4 protein-coding genes are annotated in these 17,946 nt (G+C 66.2%); all 4 read right to left on the reverse strand.

All coding sequences use genetic code 11. The features are described from left to right. Positions 1-751: 751 nt before the first annotated feature. The 4 genes from ABZ420_RS25035 to ABZ420_RS25050 are packed head-to-tail and all read right to left on the reverse strand — an operon-like array spanning position 752 to position 17,832. Entirely contained in the window at positions 752-1,504 is a 753-nt protein-coding gene (locus ABZ420_RS25035) for a hypothetical protein (RefSeq protein ID WP_357127172.1), read from the reverse strand. After that, positions 1,501-8,451 (reverse strand): amino acid adenylation domain-containing protein, encoded by a 6,951-nt coding sequence (locus tag ABZ420_RS25040; protein ID WP_357127175.1) that lies wholly within the window; start codon positions 8,449-8,451, stop codon positions 1,501-1,503. Before ABZ420_RS25040 ends, ABZ420_RS25035 begins: the two co-directional genes overlap by 4 nt. Beyond that, positions 8,441-16,495 carry an amino acid adenylation domain-containing protein gene (locus ABZ420_RS25045; protein WP_357127178.1) on the reverse strand — a complete coding sequence of 2,685 codons (8,055 nt, stop codon included), beginning with the start codon at positions 16,493-16,495 and terminating at the stop codon, positions 8,441-8,443. Before ABZ420_RS25045 ends, ABZ420_RS25040 begins: the two co-directional genes overlap by 11 nt. Further along, positions 16,492-17,832, reverse strand: a complete 1,341-nt coding sequence (locus tag ABZ420_RS25050) for a hypothetical protein (RefSeq protein ID WP_357127181.1) — start codon at positions 17,830-17,832, stop codon at positions 16,492-16,494. The genes ABZ420_RS25045 and ABZ420_RS25050 overlap by 4 nt, the downstream gene beginning before the upstream one ends. Positions 17,833-17,946: the final 114 nt, after the last annotated feature.

The raw sequence follows: 17,946 nt of genomic DNA on the forward strand, positions 1-17,946 counted from the left end.
AAGCCGTCGACGGAACGCGGGACCAAAACGGGGGGTAAACGCGGGGCCAGACACAAAAAACAGGTCAGGCCCGGTCCTAAGACCGGTCCTGAACTGCTGTTTAAGTGGAGCTAAGGGGACTCGAACCCCTGACCCCCACTCAGTAGTTCAGGCATCCAACAATCACCGCCGGGCCTGTCTACAGACGATAGTCGGCTTCGATTATCAACCGACCGCGCGAAAACCGCAGGCCGTCCCCGTTCCCGTCTTTGGTGTGCCCCGCCCAGGGCGCAATCCCGTTGTGGCCGATCTCCCTACTTCGGCATCACGATCCCTCAGACGGAATACGTACCCACTATGACCAGGCGTTTTCCAGTTGCCCATGTTTTGTGTGTCCTGCCGAGGGCACCAACCTGCTCAACATTTACGCAGGTCAGGACGATTTGAAAGAAAGCTGAAAACTGAGGTCGAAAGAATCCTCAGGTCACGCGTCGTAGGTTTGCGCCCTGGGTGCTAGCTGAGAGCTGACGCGCACCAGACTCCAACGGAGTGCACCGATCCAACCGCTCGGCCCGAACAGCCTCCCAACGGCGCTGATCGGTGGCACAGCAGGATCATGACCGACAACACTGCACATCCTGATGGGAACACCTCCATCGGAGCCCGACGGCAGCGCCTGTCACTCGATGCGATCTGCGAATCCGGCTTACCGAAGACCAGAACGGCGAACCCCTATCACTGCAGCAGGCCCGAAGCCCTTCGCAGGGGAGAATCAGGGCATAGAGGCAGGTGTGTAGGAATACGGCCGGGTATCGGTGACGTGCCGAAATCCCCGACCGCGGAGGATCGGCGCGGAAGTAGGTAGCGCGTCGACGTACACGGCGGTCCGTAACCGTGAGAAAGCCTCCGCCAGACGGGAATAGACCAACTCGGTATACAGGCCATGGCAACGGAGACCGGGAACAGTCGACCCACCGGCGAGTTCGGCGAACGCAGGTGTCGTGCCGTAATGCAGACGACCGCAGGAGGCTGGCTCGCCGCCAGAGTAGGCGATGTGCACACTTACGGCACATTCCCGTAGTTGTACCCGCAACGTGTCGACTGCCTGGTCGATGCCACGCCGACCGGTTGCCTGCCAGATTGCGATCAGGTCGGCCAGGTCTGCGTCCGGGTCGGTGACGACTCGGACGGCCGGGGCATCAGCGCGCGGCGGGTTCACGAGGGGCTCGGTGCGCACCAAAACCGCTTCAACGGGTTCGGCTTCGAAACCGGCGCCTCGCAGCGCCACTGGTAGGTCGGACAGCTGGTCGTGCTCGTAGGTCTTCCATTCCAGCTGGTAGCCAAGCCTTTCGGCGGCTGCGACCTCGCGCGCCACGATCGCCGACAACGCGCTCGCATCTGCGAAACAGTAGGTTATCCGGCATTCGGTTCGGTCGACTGACCATTCGCGGCGCAAATCCCCGGTTTCGCTGGGCTCGCCGCTGGACCACCGTTCCCGGTCGAGCCGCTCGATATCGTCATTCACCGCAAAATCCTATCCGCGGTGGCGGCAACACCGATCTCCGCGATCTGGCGGCGATCGAGCATCCCGTCGATGACCGCGCACAGGCGGTCGGCGAGCGCGGCTGCGGTCTCGTCGGTGTAGAGATCGGTGTTGTAGGTGACCACGATTTCCAGCGTGTCGTGCGTCCGACCGAACGTGAACTGCAGATCGGCTTCTTTGGCTCGCCGCGGCAGCGGGTGCGCCACCAAATCAAATGGTCGTGCTTGCGGTGCCGGTTGGCTGTCCCACAGGTCGTAAGCAATCATCACGTCGAACAACGGACTGCGGTCGGGACCTCGCCGCCACCTGAGGTCGCGCATAATCGAGCCGTATGGGTAGTCCTGGTGCGCGAATGCGCGCAGGGTATCGCCCTGTGCCTCGCGCAGTGCTTTGTCTAGGTCATCGTGCTCCGGCCGGGTCAGACGCATCGGCACGATGTTGAGGCAGCATCCGATCTGGTCCTCCCATTCGAGCTGGTCACGCCCGCGCGCATAGGCGCCGATAGTCACACTTGGGCGGTCGGTCTCCCCGAACAGCAGCAGTGCCACCGCTGTGCGGGCCACCACGAATCCGGTCACCGTGTTGACGGTGGCCAGTTCGTCGAACCTGGCCGTCGATTCGGCGTCCAATGTGCGATGGCACCGGCCGCCGGGCAGTGTGGTCGACGGCGGTCGGGGCCGATCGGTGCGCAGGTCGAGCACGGTGTCGGTGCTTTCCAGTTCCCGGTGCCAGAACCCGCGAAGTCGTTCGTCGTCTTCACGGGCGCGCCGAGCGGCGGCGAACTCCTTGTACTGGGTGACCGGAGCCGGGGGGATAGGTATCCCAGTCTGCAATGCACGATACGTCTCCAACAGATTGTTCAAGACGATCTCGACGGTTCGTCCGTCGGAGGCGAGCTGATGCATCGACATGAGGATCCAGCAGGAACCGGTTGTGGTCCGCAGTAGGTCGATCCGGATCAACGGCTCACGCGAGATGTCGAACGGCACCTGGATGCGCTCGGCCGCGTAGGCGTGCACCGCGTCGTTGTCGTTCAGGTCCCGGACCGCGAATGGCAGCTCTAGTTCACCGGCAGGGTGTATCACCATCCGGGCATATTCGCCGGTGACGGGGTAGGTCGTGCGCAGGCTCTCGTAGCGATCCAACAACGCTGCGAACGTGTCGCGGAAGCGGTCGGTGTCGATCTCGCCGGCCACCTCGAACAGGTCGTTGCGATTGAATGCTTCGGGGGCCGGTGCCGAGGCTTCGGTCTCGAGCATCAGCCGCTGGATCGGTGCTACCGGGTACTCGCCTGGACCGCCGAGCGACTCGACGGAACCGCCCATGCCGGTGCGGTCGCTGCCAATAACCGTGGCCAGGCTCGCTATCGACTGGTGGGTGAAGATCTGCTCGATTGTCACCTCGGCGTCGAGCCGATGCCGGATGCGCGACACCACCTGAATCGCGAGTAGAGAGTTTCCGCCGGTGTCAAGGAAGCGGTCGTCGATCCCGACTCGGCAGCCGAGGACTTCTTCCCAGATCTCGGTCAGTGTGAGTTCCACCAGCGAGGTGGGCGGGCGGCTCGGGATCGGCGCGGACCCGGAGACGGCGTGGCGCTCGAGGGCCTTGCGGTCGGTTTTGCCGTTTGGCGTCAGCGGCAGCCGATCCAGTTCGACCAGGTCCGGGCGCATATATTCGGGCAGCTGCGCGGCCAGATACGCCGCGCAGCGCGCTGTGGACGCTGCCGGGTCGTCGAGGACGACGTATGCCACCAAGCGGTCCTGGTCCGCGCCGGCGGTCACCACAGCGGCCGCCCGCACGCCGGGTGCGGTGCCGACTCGATGCTCGATCGCCCCGAGATCCACACGGAATCCACGGATCTTCACAAGGGTGTCGCGTCGGCCGATCAGTTCGAGGGTGCCGTCGGCCCGCCACCTTCCGACGTCGCCGGTGCGATACATCCGCCGGTCGCGATGGAAGGGATCGGGCACGAAAACAAGTGAGGTCTGCTCGGGGTCGTGGAGGTAGCCGCGGCCGACCGCGACGCCGCTGACACAGATCTCGCCGGCCTCGCCGCGCGGGAGCACTCGGGAGCGCTCATCGAGCACGTAGATGGCGGTGTTGACGATCGGCCGCCCCAGCGGCACCGACGACGTCGTCACCGGTTCGGTGATGATGTGGTGGGTGACGTCGTCGGAGGCTTCAGTGGGACCGTAAGCGTTGATGACGGGGATGCGAGGAAAGGCCCGCAGCCATTCGTTGACCAGTTTCGGCTGCACGACCTCGCCGGTGACCATAAGCCAGTTCAACGCCGCGAATGGTTCGCCAACCCATGTGTGTAGCACCGTGTCCAGGTAGGAGGGCACGACCTCGAGGACGGTGACGGCGTCAGACTCCAGCCGCGATCGCAACGCGCCCGGCTCGAGCTGTAAGTCCTGAGGGTAGATGACAGTCCGCCCGCCGACGTATGGTGCCGCGAACATCTGCCAGACCGAAATGTCGAAGCTGTTCGACGCGGTCTGGGCGACCACGCTATGGCGGCTCAATTGCAGATCGGTGATCTTGGCGTGTAGGTGATTGAGCATCCCGGTGTGTTCGACCATCGCGCCCTTCGGCGTCCCGGTCGAGCCGGACGTGTAGATGACGTAGGCGAGTTCGGAGGCGGCGGCGTCGGATCGCGGCGGATTGCCGGGGTCTCCGGGCGCGAGAGCGACGTCGAGATCCACCACGGTCACGCCAGTGTCCGGCGCCGAGCTGGCGCCCTCGGACAGAACCAGTGCGGCTCGCGACACGTCAAGCACCGATGCGACATAGGCCACCGGGTTTTTCGGATCGATGGGCAGGTAGGCCGCACCAATCTTCCAGATGCCGAGGATGGCCTCCACCGTGCGTGGCGAGCGGTCCATGAGGATCGCGACCACATCGCCCGGCCTGATTCCGTGGGCACTCAACAATCGGGCGATGCCGTTGGCGTTGCCGTTGAGTTCGCCGAAGGTTCGGTGTCCGAGGGGCCCGCCGAGGCAAGCACGTTCTGGCGTCTCGGCCGCGATCCGTTCAATTGCGTGGTGGATGCGGTGGGCGGGATCGAAGTCCAGCTTCTGGTAGCCGATGTTCAGCAGCTCATGTTCGGCGGTGGGGCCGATCAGGGGCAGCTCGGTGACGATGGTTCCCGGCGCGGCCGCCAGAACCTCGAGCAGGTTGCAGTAGCCGGTCCAGAGCTGTTCTATAGCCTCCGCGTCGAACAGGCCAGTGTCGTAGCGGATCACCGCGTCCAGCCCGTCGGTGTTCTCGGACAGCATGATATTGATCGGGAAGACACTGGTTTCTAAAGTCACAGGCAGTGGCGCGACGACCAAACCCGTATCCGGCTGCACGGGCGCGGTTGCGGAGAACTGCTGGAACTCGATCAGCACGTCGAACAGGTGTGGTGCCGATAGCGAGCCGCGGCGGCGTAGTTCGCCTACCAGTTCCTCGTAGCGGAATCCGTCGTGGCGCGCGGCGTCGCGCAGCGCCGCGCGCACGGCGGTGTGCACGGACCGCAGCGTGGCGTCGTCATCGACTTTTGTGCGCACCGGGACAGTCCGCACAAACATGCCGACGGCGTTCTCCGCATCCTGCCGGTTGCGGCCCGCCAGGGAGGTTCCGAGTGTCACTTCACCGCTTTCTGTATGGCGGGCGAAGTAGGCGGCGAAAACCGCGAACGCTGCGGCGAAGGTCGTTGTCGACTCCAGGCGGGTGAAGTGTTTCAGCGCTATCCATAGGTCGTCCGCGAGTCGAAACGTCCGATAGGTGCCGCGGAATGCCTGGGTCCGGCCGGAGCCGACTGGGAGCCGGACGGGTGGGGGAATCTCGGCGAAATGATCCAGCCAGTACTGCCGGGCGGTTTCCCTGTCGCGTCCGGCGCGATCGAGATCATCGAGCAGCAACCCGCGGTAGTCGCCCGCTGGCGGAAGCGGGACGGACAGGGCGGTGGCCGAGTGGTAAAGGCTCATGAGGTCGCCCACCAGGATGCCCAGTGACCAGCCGTCGGCGACCAGATGGTGTGTACTCAGCACCAGGATCGATCGATCGCCAGCGAAACGCATGAGATTCACGCGGAACAGAGGACCTTCGGTCAGGTCGAACCGACGTTCAGCGATCCGCCGGCACAGTTTGCGAAGGTCTTCCGGTCCGGGCAGCTCACGGTGATCGGTGCCGATCTCCAGCGGTACCACCGCTGGAACGCGCCCGACTCGCTGACGCGGCTGTCCGTCGGTGTGGACGAATGTCGCGCGCAATCCGGCGTGCCGCTCGAGGACGCCGCTAACGGCTTGCCTCATCGCTTCGGGGTCGACGGGACCGTCGAGCAGCAGGCCCCGGGTCAGGTTGAACGCTACCGACCCGCCTTGGAACTGGGCGGCCACCCAGATCTGCTGCTGGCCGGGGCTGAGCGGGAAAAATTCATCCTGTTCGGGTGCCGTGGGCTTTACGCACACCGCGGTGACCGCAGCCGCTTGCACCGCCCGCACGTGCTCGGCGAGCATGCGCGGAGTTTCGTGATCGAAGATCACGAACTGGTCCAGCGCAATTGCGAACTCTTCCCGCAACCGGTTCAGGACTTGCAGTCCGCTGATCGAGTCACCGCCGATGTCGAAGAACGACTCGTCGGGATCGACGGTTTCCAGTCCCAAGACCTGCCGCCAGCTCTCGTGCACGGCCTCCTCAACGGTTCGCGATGGTGAGACGAGTTCCTGCGGCTCCACCAGCCCGGGCCAGTCGTCCGGCTGCCCGGTGTCGTCGATCCAGCAGCGGATCTGCTGGAACTGATAGGGCGGCAACTCGATTCGCTGTCCGGCGGGCGCGCTGGGCGACCACTCCCAGTCAATGCCGCGCCGATAGAGGTCGGCGAGCAGGCGGATATACCCGTCGGGCCGGTCCGCTACATCGAGGACGGTGATGCCGGGGGTGGTGTGGGCCACGATCTCCGCGGAGACGGCAGCCTGCGGCCCGGCTTCTACGAACACGATGTGCTCACCGGCGATCTGGTCCAATAGGCGGTCGACGCGGTTACTGAGGCTCGCGGGGTCCGGTGCGGCGCCGTTGCGGTGCAGGGAGGTGTCTCTCAGGGCTGCCTCGAGTGTCACCCGCCCGCTGTCTGCGGCGGCGACATGCTTTCCGGCGCCATCGGGCACGATGTGACGGATCGGCAGCCCGATGGAACGGAACAGACCCACGATCGCGTATTGGAAGGCGAAGCCCGTGTCCAATTCGATTCCTGCGGCCAGACTCGTATGCTCGCACTCGCGGTACCGTTCGTCGAACACCGGGTGCTGGGCGCGCAGGGTGACGACGAGTTCCGCCGAGGCCAGGCATCGGTCCGACAAGATCACCCCGACCTGCGCCGTTTTCAGCTGCGCAGCAACGGATTCCGGCGGCAACGCCAGCGCGGCCCGCAGTTCGCCGACGTCACCCGCGACAACGCTGTACCGATACCGGTGGTGATCGCGGCCCGCGACGAGGGTGTGACTCAGATCGTCGAGACGGAGGTCTGGCCGCTCGTCGATCCAGCGGCAGAGCGCGTCGATGTTCGCCATGAGCGACGCCGGGCTCGCAGCCGAGATCGGCACCCACAACCGCCCCTGCCGCGGTGCGGCGGACCTTGCTCGTTCCGGGGCCTGCTCGAGAACCGCATGGGCGTTGGTGCCCATCACCCCGAACGAGCTGATACCTGCGCGGCGCGGATGCCCGGCGGGCGGCCATGGGGTGAGATCGCGGGTGACCACCACCGCCGAGTTGTCGAAGTCGATCAACGGATTGAGCTGGGCCGAATGCACATTGGGGAACAGCTCTCCGCTGCGCAGCGCCAGGGTTGCCTTGACGATTCCGACAAGCCCGGAAGCACTCCACGTGTGCCCGATGTTGGTCTTCACCGACGAAAGCGCGCAGAACCGCTTCCGATCGGTCGACCTGCCGAAGGCGCTGTCGATGGCCTCCACTTCGATCGGGTCGCCCAGCCGGGTCGCGGTGCCATGCGCTTCGAGATATCCGATAGTGGCTGGGTCGATCCCCGCCTTGCGCCAGGCGCGTTCGAGAACCTCGGCCTCGGCTTCGACGTCGGGCGCGGTCAGCGTGCTCGACCGTCCGCCCACGTTATTGACGGCGACGCTTTTGAGTACCGCGTGGATGTTGTCGCCGTCGTGGACAGCGTCGGCGAGGCGTTTGAGCACCACGACGACCACCGCTTCGCCGGATCCGGTGCCATCGGACTCCGCGGCGAAGGATCGGGCTTTGCCGTCGCGGGACCGGATGCCGATGTCGGTGCTGGTGTCGTCGAGACGATCGGCGAAGAGGTTGAGACTCGCCGCACCGGCCAGGGCGATGTCGGCGTCCCCACCGACCAGGTCGTTGACCGCGAAATGGACCGCGACCAAGCCCGAGGAGCACGAGGTGTCGACCATCGCCGAGGGACCGGTCAGGCCGAGGAAGCGCGATAGCCTCCCCGCCGTCGCCGCGACGTGGCTGCCCATCACCATCGTCGCCTCCCGACGCGCGGCAAGCAGGTCGTATCCGATTCGGGTGTCGGCCATATACACCGAGCCACGTCGGCCGCGCATTGTGCTCAGCGGGTAACCCGCGTTGTCCACGGCTTGGACCGCCGCCTGCAGCAGGAGCCGGTGATGGGGCGACATGTTGTCGGCTTCGCCCTTCGAGTAGCCGAAGAAGGCGTGGTCGAACAAGTCGATCTCCTCGATATAGCCGCAGAGCTGGTAGTGCTCATCCGGCGGCAGCGAGGTACGACGCTTGCGGTCCTGGGACAGTTCCCGGACGCTGTCGCGCCCGGTTCGCAGGTTGTGGAGGAACTGTCCTAGGTCGTCGGCTTCCGGCAGGCTGGCCGCCATGCCGATGATGGCGACGTCGGTGGGGGCGATCTCCGCGTGGGCATCCGCGGCGCGGGAGTTGTCAGAAATCATGTTCGACCACCTCCGGAGTCGGCGAGAGGACTGGCGTGACGAGCGCGGCTTGACCGGCGATCGTTGGGCGCGAGAAGAGATGGGTGACGTTGAAGACACCCGGGAAGCGTTCCGAGAGCGTGGAATACAAGTGCAGCAGCTTCAGCGAAGTGCCGCCTAGCTCGAAGAAGTCGTCGGTGACGCCCGGGGCGGCCCGGTTCAGCACCGCAGCCCAGACCTCCTGGATCGCCGCTTCGGTGGCCGATCGCGGCTGCTGGTGGGTCGGGGTGACTGTCGCCTCCGCCGCGGGCAGCGCGGCTCGGTCGGGCTTGCCGTTCGGGGTCGTCGGGATCCGGTCGACCGCGACGAACGACCGTGGCAACATAGCCAAGGGGAGTCGGTCGGCGAGATGATCGCGCAGCACGTCGGCGACCGAGTCGTGTGGCAACCGCGAGACGACGTAGGCGGTGAGCGCCGGCGCGGTAGCCAAGCGGTCGACGCGCACGACGCACTGCTCGACCGCAGGGTGTGCCGATACTGCGGATTCGACCTCGGCGGGCTGGATGCGCACCCCGTTGATCTTGATTTGATCGTCGGCGCGACCGATGATCTCGAGGCGTCCGTCGGGCCGCAGCCGTCCGATGTCGCCAGTGTGGTACAGCAGGTCCTCGGGGTCGTCGCGGTGCGGATTCACGACGAAGGCCGCGGCGGTCGCCGCAGGATCGCGATAGTAGCCGTGACTGCGCAACGGCGTCCGGATCAGCACCTCACCTGGTTCCCCGACACCGCAGTCGGTCGCCGCGCGCCGGATCAGGACCTGGGTATCGGGCAACGGTGTCCCCACCGGAAGTAGCGTGGGAAGGGGCGAGTCATCGACCACGTGGGCCAGTTTGGCCAGGGTGGTCTCTGTCGGACCGTACAGGTTGACGATCCGCGACGCCCCCGCACATCGCGCCCGGAATGCCTCGACGACATGCGCTTTCAGCGGCTCGCCGGCTAGAAACACCCAGCGCAGCGCAGGCAGCGACACTGCCGACTGGAGGTCGCTGAGCCACGACTGCAAGACTGTCGGGACAGCGTGGAATGCGGTAATGCGCTGCTCGGCGAACCAGGTGAGCATCGCACGCCCGTCGTAGCGATCCGATTCCCGTGGCACCACCAGAGTCGCCCCGCTGACCAGCGGCAGCAGGATGTCGCGGAGCACCACATCGAATGAAGCCCTGGTGAGCTGTGCACACCGATCCCCCGGGCCCACCTCGAAAGTGCTGCTCTGCCACGAGAGGAAGTGATCGAGCCCGCGGTGCCCGCCGAGTACGGCCCGGGGTGCGCCGGTGGTGCCCGAGGTGAAAAAGATGTACGCCGGTGCGTCGGGCGGCGGCCCTTCCAACGCCGCATCGGCCGCTGGGGCGGGCGGCGAGATCAGCAGGCCGGTTCGAGGATCGACACGATGCGCTGCCTGCGTGGGAGCCGGGCCATTGCCTGCGACGACACTCACTGCAGGCCGCGCGATAGCGATCAGGTGATCACGGCGCCGCAGAGGGAGTTCCGGATCCAGCGGCAGCACGATCGCGCCGGCGCGCAGTGCGGCGAGCAGACCGACGACGAAACCGATGCCGGGTGGTCCGGTCACGACGACGACCCGGCCCCCACCAACACCGGACTCAACCAGGTGACGGGCAAGGGTCGCGACGCGGTTGGACAATTCGTAGTAGGTCACCGAATCCGTGCCGTGCTCGATCGCGATCAGATTCGGACGTGCCTGCGCGTGCTCGGCGACTGCATCGAGCGCGCGGCGCGGCGTCGGCACGGGCAGCGGCACGGCGAGGTCGGCGTCGCACCCGGCGGATCCGGGTACACGCAGCGAGTAGTCCGCCAGTTCACGGTCGGGATCGGCGGCGATCTGATCGAGAAGGAACATCAGCTGTCCGACGATCGCCTCGGCGCGCTCGGCGGCGAACAGGTCGCGCCGGTAGGCGAGTTCGACGTGCACATGCTCTCCGTCGTCCACGAAATAGAAGACCATGGCGAACTTCGCGTCGACGGCGAACTCGTGGCTGCGGAACTCGACGTCGACGCCGTGAAAGGACATGTCGGCCCGCATGTCGTTCTGGAAATTGACCAGCACATCGAAGATCGGTGTGCGGCCGACATTGCGTGGCGGGTTGAGCCGTTCGACGATCAGTTCGAACGGCGCGCTTTGATGGTCGTAGGCCTCATGGATGTCCGTGCTGACCCTCGCGAGCAATTCGGCGAAGGTGCGCGCGGCGGTGAGGTCGGCGCGCAGGACCAGGGTATTGAGGAACAGGCCGACGATCGAATCGAGTTCGGATTCATGGCGATTGCTGATCGGGAACCCAAGCGCTATGTCGTCCTGGCCGCTCAGCCTCGACAGCAGCAGATCCAGTGCCGATATCGCGATCTCGAACAGGGTGACCGACCGCGCGGTGGCCAGTTCGCGCAACGCCTGCGATGTCTGTGTCCCCATTGTCGCGTAGGTGCGGCCAGCGCCCACGGGAGCCTGCGGGGCTGGGTCGGTGGCGAGTTCGAGCCGCGGGACACCGGATAGTCGCACCGTCCAGTACTCCAGATCGTGTTCGGTGCGTTCCGAACTATGTGCGATCCGCTCCGATTCGACATAGTCGATGTACTGCAGGCCGGGCTCGGCGGGGCGCTCGGTGACGGCACCGGTGTGGAACCCGTACAGCGCGGATAGTTCCCGGGCGAGCAGCTGCATCGAAGAGCCGTCCCCGGCCAGGTGGTGCAGGACCACGAGCAAGTGGTGCTCACGTGGGTTCTGCCGCAACAGCCGGACCCGCAGGGGGAGCTCTGTGGCGACATCGAATGGGGACGCGGCGATCGCGCGAGCGGTAACGGCGGGGTCGCCGTCGTCGAGTACGGCGAAGGGAACGGTGTAGTCGGTGCACACGGTTTGGAAAACTTGATCACCGACACGGGTGTAGGTGGTGCGGAGGATCTCGTGGCGGGCGACCAGATCGACAACCGCGCGTTCGAATGCGGCGAGGTTCAGGCTCCCTGACAGATGGCAGAGCAGGCTGATGTTGTAGGCGGCGCTCTCAGGTGCCAGCTGTTGCAGGAACCACACTCGCTCTTGCGCTGCGGACAGAGGATGGCGGTCTCGGCGCGGATAGCGGCACAGGGTGCGTCGCGCCACCTGGCCGGAGCGCCGCAGTTCGTCGATGTGGTCGGCTTGATCGGCGACGGTGCGCCTGGTGAACAGCGCCGACAGCCGCACCGTGACACCGAATCGTTCGGTGATTCGCGAGCGTAGCCGAAGGGCGCTGATCGAGTCCCCGCCTTTGGTGAAGAAGTCGTCGTCGGTGTAGAGGTCTCCTTCGGGCAGAATCGTCCGCCACAGGGCGAGCAGTTCACGCTCGACCGGCGACACCGGGTCCGCGCGCCGTTCGGCCCGGGGGGCCGATAGGGTTGCGAGCGCGCGGCGATCGGCCTTGCCGTTCGCGGTTACCGGGATGGCATCTATCACCAGCAGCTGGGCGGGAATCATGTGCGCAGGTAGCAAGCGGGCCGCTAGCCGACGCAGCCGCTCGCCGTCGATCCCGGCCTCAGCGGTGACGAAAGCCTTCAGGAATTCTGTCCCTTCGGCGGTGCGGTCGAGCAGGACGACGGCGGCACCGACGCCGTCAACGGCGCGCAGGACGTGCTCGATTTCGCCGAGCTCGATCCGAAAGCCCCGCAGCTTGATCTGGTCGTCCCGGCGCCCGAGGTACTGCAGTCGGCCGTCGGCGGTCCATCTCGCACTGTCGCCGGTGCGATAGAGCGTCCGGCCGTTGGCGAACGGGTCGGCGACGAAACTCACCGCGGTTCGGCCTGGGCTGCCCAGGTAGCCGCGGGCCAACTGGACACCGGAGATGCACAGTTCGCCCGTGATCCCAATCGGCGCAGGCTGCCCCGCGCTGTCGAGTACGTATAGGCGGGTGTTGGGTGTGGGCCGCCCGATGGTGACGGGCGTGTCCGACTTGATCCGCGCCCAGCTCACATCGATGGTGGCCTCGGTGGGTCCGTAGAAGTTGTGCAGGTCGGTGGTCGGGGCGGAGGCGCAGAACGTCGCTGCAAGATCGTCTGGCAGCGCTTCACCGCTGGTGACGCAGTGCCGGACGCCGTCGAATCCGCCCCCGGGCACGGCGGTGAGGTATTCGGCGAGCATCGAAGGTACGAAATGGACGACAGTCACAGCGTGGTCGTCCATCGCGGTCCGGATGGTCTCCGGGTCACGTTCGCCGCCGGGGTCGAGCACTATCTGCCGAGCGCCGACCGTACCGGGCAGAAGGATCTCCCACACCGATACGTCGAAGTTGTACGGCGTTTTCACCAGGAAGGTATCCGTAGCGCAGAGAGCCAGCCCCTCGCGCATCCATGCGAGCCGATTGAACAGTGCGGCGTGTTCGACCACTACGCCCTTGGGTCTGCCGGTGGAGCCGGAAGTGAAGATGCAGTACGCGGCGTCGGCAAGGGACACCTCCGGGCGATCCCAGCCGCGCTCCACACGCGGCAGCGACACACTTGGGCCCACGTCCAACGTCGGCGGTGCACCCGGGCCGAGTTTCACCATCGCGATCTCCGGGTCGTCGACGAGCACCACACAGGGCACGCCGTCCTCGATCAGCGACCGCACGCGTTCGGCCGGATCGGTGGTGCTCACCGGCATGTATGTCGCGCCTGCCTCGAGCACGCCGAGGACCGCCGCCACCATCCGGGCGGAGCGGTCCAGCATCAGCGCCACCCGGTCACCGCGACGGACCCCGTAACGGTGCACGAGCAGCCAGGCGATGGCCTCGGCCTCGGCCGCGAGTTCACCGTAGGTGCGCGCACCGAGACGGTCGACGACAGCCGTGCGGTCCGGGAACATGTCTGCTTGCTGCGCGAAGAGGCGGTGGACGGGCACCGGCGGCCCGAAATCCACTGCGGTGTCATTGAACTCGGCCAACACACGGCGACGCTCCTCGATCGCCAGCAGCGCCAGATCCGCCACCGCGACGTCCGGCCGTGCGACGGCGTCGGCGAGCATCGTCGTGAAGTGGGCGAGCATCCGGTCGATGCGGTCGGCGTCGAAGATATCGGCCGAATACTCCGCCAACACCCGGAGCCCCTTGTCGGTTTCCTTCAGGAAGAGGGTGAGGTCCATCTTGCTGTGGGCGTTCGGGGCGAGTTGCTGTTCGACACGCAGGCCCTCAGGCGGGGACCCGGGATCTCCCCAGCCCGGGTCGATCATCACCATCACGTCGAACAGTGGATTGCGGTCGTGGGGTGTGTTGCCCCGCAGATCGTCGACCACGCGGTCGAAGGGGTAATCACCATGCCGCAACGCTTCAGTTACCGTGGACCGGGTCAAGCCCAGCAAGTCCTGGAAAGTTGTGGTCGAGGTGATGTTGTCCCGCAAGGCCACCGCATTGACGAAGTAGCCGACCTGGCTATCCAGTTCGCCGCGCGGCCGGCCGAGGACCGAGGTGCCGATCGCGAAATCGCGCTGTCCGGTGTAGCGGTACAGCAATACCCGGACTGCGGCGAGCAGCCCGGCGAACAGCGTGGCGCTTGATTCTCGGCAGCGGAGGCGAAGCAGGTCCAGCACCTGCTGCGGGACGATCGCCTGTGCAGTGGCTCCGCGAAAGCTACGTTCGGGCGGGCGAGGGCGGTCGGTCGGAAGCTCGAGGCGTTCGAGGTCGCCGCCGAGCTTGCTGAGCCAGTACTCGCGTACCGTGCGCGCGCTCGATCCGGTCAGCAAGGTACGTTGCTGCCACACCGCGAAGTCCTTGTATTGCAGCGCAATCGGCTCCTCGGCCGGCTCTGTGCCGGCGCGCAGCCTGGAGTAGCGGCTGAGGATCTCCTCGATCAGCACGGTCAACGACCACCCGTCGGTCGCGATGTGATGCATGGCGATGGCGAGAACGTGCTGATCGGTATCCAGCCGGACCAATGCGGCCCGGAACAACTCGCCGCGTTCGAGATCGAAATCGCGAGTGACGAACTCGGCCAGGAAATCATCGAGTTCGTCGGCGCCGCCGAATTGGCGCTCGGTCCAGTCCAATCGGTAGTCGAGCACAGGTCGCTGCATCGGTTGGTGGTCGATCGCGACGATGGCGGTGCGCAATGCCTCGTGCCGATCGAGCACACCCTGCAGCGCGCCGCGCATCGAAGTCGAATCCAGCTGTCCGCTGATCTGGTAAACCAACGGTTCGACGAACGCGGCGTGCGGCGCACCACCCTGTGCGAGCATCCACAACGATCGCTGCCCGGAAGACAGCGGGTACCACGGCGCCACGGGTACCGCCGCTATCGGAGCCGACTCCCCCGCTGTCCCGTGCACGGCGGCCTCGTCGGCCAAGGCCCGAATTGTGGTGTCCGCCAGCAGATGCGCGATCTCGACCGGCCTGCCCAGCACGTCACGCACACGGCGGGCGAGCACGGCGGCCTTGAGGCTGTCACCTCCGAGATCGAGAAAAGAATCATCGATGCCGACCCGGGTCCGCCCCAGGCATTGCTCGAACAGCGCGCATAGCGCCTGGTCGGTGTCGTCACGCGGGGGCGTGTGGGGGCCATCGGTCTCCGTGCCGGTTCCTGGCGCGGGCAGCGCGTTCCGGTCGATCTTGCCGCTGCCGGTGAGTGGGAACTCGGACATGTGGATGTAGTGGGTCGGGATCATGTATCCGGGCAGCGTTCGCCGCAGATTCTCCGCGATCGACCGCGCGTCGCCGTTGCCGATCCAGTACGCGGCCAGCTCCGGACTACCGTCCGGATCGGCCACGACCACGACGCCGTCGGTGACGCCAGGGGTCGTGGTCAGGGCGTTCTCCACTTCACCCAGTTCGATCCGGAATCCGCGAATCTTCACCTGGTGGTCGAGGCGGCCGCGCAGGTCGATCTGCCCATCGGCCAGCCGGATGCCCAGGTCACCGGAGCGGAATACATCCGATACGAACCGCTGTGCGGTCAGCTCGTCCTTGTTGAGATAGCCGCGGGCCACGCCGACACCACCGATCCACAACTCCCCCGGCTCGCCGGGGGCACAGGTCGCCCCGCTTTCGCTGCGGATGTCGATCCAGGTGTTCGGCAGCGGGACGCCGACCGAGATCGGGCCGCTGCGTGGGACCTCGCAGGCCGTGGTGTAGATGCTCGTTTCGGTTGGACCGTACAGGTTGTACAGGGTGCAATCGCCGGTGATTCGGTAGAAGTCGTCGCGTAGCGCCGTTTTGAGCGGCTCGCCCGCGACCAGGCAACGCGCCACGCCCGGCAGCGGGTCGCCGTCCAGCGCCGAGATGTGGGTAGCCAGGGCGGACGGAGTGAACTGCACGAGGCCGACGCCGTGCGCGACGATGGACTCGCGGACGGCCGCCGGTGAAAGCTGGGCCTGCGGCGCGAGCAGCACCACGGTGGCGCCGGCGATCAGCGGCGCGAACAGCTCGAGCAGTGAAATGTCGAAGGTGAAGGTCGTCCGCTGCAGAACCACGTCGCCAGGACCGATGCCGAAGTATTCCTGGGCCCAGAACATGACGTTGAGGACGCCACGTTGGGTGAGCATTACCCCCTTCGGCCGACCTGTCGAACCGGATGTGTACAGGTAGTACATCAGCGGGTCGGCGACGATTTCCGGCCTTTGTACACTTGCACCGCCCGCCTGGTGCGGCGGCGAAGTGCGGATGTCGAGGACGGTCAGCTCCGGGGTGGTGGCCAGCTCGCTGTCGACGTTGGTGATCAGGAAACGGGCCCCGCAGTCGGACAGAATGAATCGGCCGCGTTCCACCGGGTGATGTGGGTCCAGCGGCACGCACACCCCGCCCACCGCCAGCACTGCCAGCAGGCAGGCGGGCAGGTCGGCGCTGCGTTCCATCAGGACCGCGACCGGCATCCCCGGTCGCATTCCGAAGCCGCGCAAGGTGGCGGCGATGTCGTCGACGCGATCGGCGAGTTCGCCGTAGCTGAAGCGCCGGTCGGCGGCGACAATCGCCGTGTGGTCCGGACTGGCGTGGCAGTGGGCGAGTACCAACTCCGGCAGGGTCGGTGCGGTTGTGGCCAGAATCGTCGTTTCGTTCACGGGGTTTCACGACCTTTCGCATCGGAGGTTGTGGCAGATCGCCGCGCATCCGCGAGGTCCGCGGTGGCGATCGGGAACCATCCGGTCGTCGTCAGGCAAGCAAGCTGGAGATGGCTGTAGCGCTGCCAGTCGGGCAGCGATTGGCGGACGAATGGGAGCACGCCGGTGAGGAATCGGTTCCCCGGATAGCCGGGCGCGTCGTCGTCGGGGCGATCCGAGGGTTTGGCCGACAGGTCGTCGATGGCTACCTCGCGTACGACTTTCGCGAACTGGGACCAGCGGACGAACGGAGTGTCGTGGGCGGACACGGCGTCGAACAGCGAGATCGCCGGGCCGCTGTCGGCCGGGACGATCTCGATGTCGTCCAGCGACTCGGCGGGCACCCACGGCCGGTGCCAGCTGCACAGCTCGCCGCGGGCGGCCAGGCGGGCGCGCTCAGTCAGCTGCTCAGGCCGGGGAAGATCGAACTGCTCGGGCACGAGCCCGTTGGAGTACATGGGGACACTGGTGAATGGCCACTGTTCGCTCTGGCGAAGTAGCGCGATAAGCAGCACGACACAGATGGCGGTGCCGACCGCCGCCAGCACGTGCGCACCGAGCCCGGGCGCGGCCACGTACGAATCGGAATGCAGCAAAACCCCGGGCAGGGCCGCCCAGTTCACCAGGAGCAGGTAGCACCACATCTGAACCCAGTAGGCGGGCATCATCACCAAAAGGATGCCGATGTGCAGGCAGATCCAGGCAAGCACGAAGATATTGCGCTGCCCCGGCAGCGGCAAGATCAGCGGCGCCGCGAGTTCGATCGCAACCGTGAGCCAGGCCAGTATCCGGCACAGCGCCGCTGATCCGGCGACTGCGCCGGCAATGCGTGGCGCTCGGGCAAAGGCAAGCGACTGGGTGATGTAGAACCTCAGCGACCGACCTGACAGCCAGGCCCGCCCGCCGTAGCGCAGCTTGGCCACGCCGCCCGCGAACATGATGTAGGCCACGAACACCATCAGCAGTAGGGCCGCGAAGCCCGAAGCCAGGACGGAATCTTGGCCCAGTAGCAGTGGCCATCCGAATCGATCGGCCAGGTAGGTGTCCAATGACAGCGTGTCGTGGGATACACAGAAGGAGAGACACAACAGGGCGAACAGCGCGGCGTGGGTGGAGTGATTGGCGCCGAGCGCCCCCGCGTTGACGGCGTGCAGGAACGCGAAGCCCACGAAGGTGAGCAGCCCGGCGACTGGTTGCCCGAATCCAGCGGCGGCGGCGACCCAGCACACGATCGTCGCCCAGCGCACGATCGTCAGCACCGGCGGTCGCACGTGCTCGAAGCCGAGGATCCGCAACACCGCGACCGGCGTGTAGAACTCAGGGGCGGTCCGGGCGACGAGTTTCGGAGCGTCCAGCGGGGATGGGCGATCGATCAGGCATAGGACGAGCAGCCCGCCGTAGAACATGGCCCG

The organism is Nocardia sp. NPDC005745, assembly GCF_040630775.1.
In the GTDB taxonomy this organism is placed as follows: Bacteria; Actinomycetota; Actinomycetes; order Mycobacteriales; family Mycobacteriaceae; genus Nocardia.

Coding starts and splice junctions, on each gene's coding strand:
- ABZ420_RS25040 (WP_357127175.1), bottom strand. CDS start 8,451: ATGATTTCTGACAACTCCCGCGCCGCGGATGCCCACGCGGAGATCGCC.